Source organism: Hoylesella buccalis ATCC 35310 (assembly GCF_000177075.1).
Lineage (GTDB): Bacteria > Bacteroidota > Bacteroidia > Bacteroidales > Bacteroidaceae > Prevotella > Prevotella buccalis.
On the sequence record NZ_ADEG01000100.1, the window covers coordinates 1 to 3,493 of the forward strand.

The 3,493-nt window shown below is 42.9% G+C and carries 2 protein-coding genes; both read left to right on the forward strand.

Annotation, left to right across the window (positions count from 1 at the left end; translation table 11 throughout):
* The first annotated feature begins 759 nt into the window (after positions 1–759).
* Positions 760–2,397, forward strand: coding sequence for a leucine-rich repeat domain-containing protein (locus HMPREF0650_RS11220; RefSeq protein WP_040563289.1), 1,638 nt, complete (start codon positions 760–762; stop codon positions 2,395–2,397).
* A 405-nt stretch (positions 2,398–2,802) separates the two neighbouring features.
* Positions 2,803–3,246 carry a lytic transglycosylase domain-containing protein gene (locus HMPREF0650_RS11225; RefSeq protein ID WP_004350893.1) on the forward strand — a complete coding sequence of 148 codons (444 nt, stop codon included), beginning with the start codon at positions 2,803–2,805 and terminating at the stop codon, positions 3,244–3,246.
* Positions 3,247–3,493 lie beyond the last annotated feature (247 nt).

Below are 3,493 nucleotides of genomic sequence, written 5' to 3' on the forward strand. Positions count from 1 at the left end.
AAACTTTCTGTCTACTTTCTAAGGTACGCTGAATTCATAAATAAAAATGAACCCTTTGAGTCGTCATCACATGAGCGTAGGCGGCTTTTTGGTGTCCGCACCTACGGATGCAATGTGTATTCATGGGCTGTTCACCATATGGACTGCTGTTCTTTTTCTCATTCCTTTTTTGTAACAATAAACCTATTGTCTTTTCTTTAAAATTAAAAATGCTTCGTCATATTTTTATTTAACCCCATTTTCGCCACAATAAGTTGACTGACACTTTTTTCTTGATGAATGGATCAACATGACGACATGGCTCAAATGGGAGAGTCCTTATGATGTTTTGTAGACGATTTTAATAAAAAACTTACAAATTATTGCTTTTGTTTGTAATATTTCTGTACTTTTGTTGTCGTAACGGCGTGCATCTTGCAAAAGATCAAATGAACATGACAACTCATGGTTGTATCTGTAGGGGCGTGTTTCATCAGGTTCCGCCTCCGCGCATGCGAGATGAGGGATGTTACTGATGCGTGATGGGTACTTGGTGTCGATGCCATTCCAAACTCTATGGGTTTACATTCCAATCTCTATGAGTTTGAGTACTAAACTCTATGGGTTTGCACTCCAAACTCTATGAGTTTGAGCACTAAACTCAATGAGTTTGCTCACCAAACTCTATGCGTTTGCGCAGCAGGTTGCATGCATTTCCAGTCCTAACTGAAATTTAATGTTAACTGATATTTATAAATTATTAAAAAAATGAGAGAAAGTATGAAGAAAATTTTACTCATGATTGCACTTTTTACCTGTGCATCCTGGTCGGTCATGGCAGCTGAAACCGACAAGCCAGCTGCAGTGTTTACCTATAACGAAGCACATGTGAACAAGCCTGTGAAAGTTGGACTGGCAGCAACTGGCAGCTTTTCGGTAGATTGGGGCGACGGCGTTCTCAAAAAGTATGACAAAACGCAGTTTTGCATCGATTACGTGAAGGGAAAGCAGGTGAAGCTGTATGGCGATTTTGTGCAAATTACCGCCGTCGCACAAGAGATAGAGGAGATGGATTTGAGCGGTTGTCCGAACATTCTGCTACTTAAAATCTATGAAAACAACATCAAGCATCTGAATGTGTCGCACATGACGAAGATGATCGGACTGTATGCTGCAAAAAATGAAATTGAAAACGAGATGGATTTCTCCGGCTGCAATAATTTGAAAGTCATCGACCTCAGTGAAAACAAGATTCCGGGCAAGATGGATTGCAGCGGCATGAAGAATCTTTCGAAGGTCGACGTGTCTGTCAACCACCTCACTCAACTGTTGCTACCCAAGGACGAGAACACTGTTCTGGTAGATGTAAACTGTGATAACAACGAGTTGACTGACATTGATGTTACGGGCTTAAAAAAACTCGATGAGCTTTCTTGCTCAAGCAACAAACTTCAAACAATCGACCTTACCGGTCTATCATCCTTGACGAAGTTATATGCCGACCACAATGAAATCAAAACTATCACGTTCCCGAGGGATAACAAGCTAGATTTGCTCAACCTGAGTTTCAATCAGTTGGAGAGCATCAACCTGGTGCCCTTGTTTCAACTCACCGGCTTGTACCTGTACAACAACAAATTGACGGAACTGGACTTGACCCCCAATCGCAACCTGCGGTGGATCAATGTGGAACACAACAACCTGTCTAAATTCAGCACCAAGTCTCAGCCGCAGTTGGCCTTGTTGCGCATTTCTTACAACAACCTCTCTGAGCTGGACATCACAACCAATAAGATGGTCAACACGCTTTATGCCGAGCACAATCAGCTTACCAATATCGATGTGAGCAACAACCCATCACTGTTTGATTTCAATATCGGCAACAACCAGTTGACGACCCTCGACATCTCTAAAAACCCGAGCATGTATTACCTCCGTTGCGACAGCAATGAGATTGCCAGCCTGGATTTGTCGGCCAACCAAAACCTCCATCTGGTAGCAGCCGAACATAACAAACTCACCACGTTAGACCTTCAGGGCAAGAAAAGTCTGCGGGGACTGTTCCTTCAGGACAACGCCATCGCTGATGTTGAACTGAATAAGATCATCGCAGCTCTACCTGACGTCAATGGTCAGAAACCCATCCAAGGCGTGGCTTGGAGCGATCAGCTGGTGTACTCTTGTCAGAACAGTGCCGATGTACACAAGGGCGAGGCCGAGCAGAAAGGTTGGAAGGTAACCGAGAAAATCACATCGGGCATTAACCGCTTGCTCCCAGAAGGTTCAAGCGAAGTCGTGCGCTGCCTGTATTATAATCTCAGCGGCCAACGGCTCAACGCCGAACCTATCCATGGCTTGTACCTTATAAAAGAGGTGAGAAGCAACGGCACAAGTACCGTGCGCAAGATGACGAAGTAAGCACGTCGCTCACACCAGCAAACGGTGCTAAAAACAATGAATAACGCCTTCCGGTTGAGATAATCGGAGGGCGTTTTGCATTTACACTGGCGCCATGTCAATCGCGTTTCAATCATTCCAGAATGCCCATGAATAGACGGTGGATGGAATATAACTATCAACAAATCAATGTCTTACATTTTTAAAATTAGACTTAAAAAGATTGAATAATTTGTCTGTTCGCCTTTTTTTGCATACCTTTGCACCCGATAAAAATAGAGATGGCATTTTGTAGTGATTATAAGCAGGCCATCTACTAAGTATCTAACGGAGCCGGATGAGCAGAAAAAAAGTTCTCACATAGCTGCCATCCCGGGCATGTTTGACAAGAGCGTTGTCAAGTCCAGGCTCCATAAACAAGTAAATATGGAGAGAATAAAAAAGATTGTTTTTGTAACATGGATAATCTTGCTCTTTCTTCCCGGTTTTGCCTTGGCAGGACAGATGAAAGGCACCAGTGCAACAAGCAATTTCGATTGGACTCCAGTGATGGAGGCAATCATTCATGTAGAGAGTCGTGGAGATGTCAATGCGAGGAGCGGAAATTCGGTAGGTGTCATGCAAATCACGCCGATACTCGTCGCTGAATGCAATCAAATCTTGAAAAGACGTAACAGCAAGAAACGCTACAAGCTGTCAGACCGCCTAAGTGTGGCAAAGTCTAAAGAGATGTTTCTATTGATTCAATCGGTGTATAACCCGAATAACAGCGTTGAGAAAGCAATCCGTTCATGGAACGGTGGACCTAATTACAGTAACCGTAGTACGCATCATTACTTCAGGAAAGTGATGAAGGTGCTGAGAGGATAATTAGAGGGTTTCGCTTTTTTATCGATTTGAGACTTATAGAGATCCAACTGTTAGAAATCTGAAACAGGATGCTAACAGTTGGATTTTTTTTCTGTCTACATTTCATGAATGCCGATGATTTGGAGTAAGCCATGTCTTCATATATCATTTTTCATTGGAAACATCGTGAATTTTCGTTGCTTAATTCCCTCCCCCTGTAACGTTCATTCTCTGTATTTTTTACTATCTTTGCAGAAGATAGGCTTCG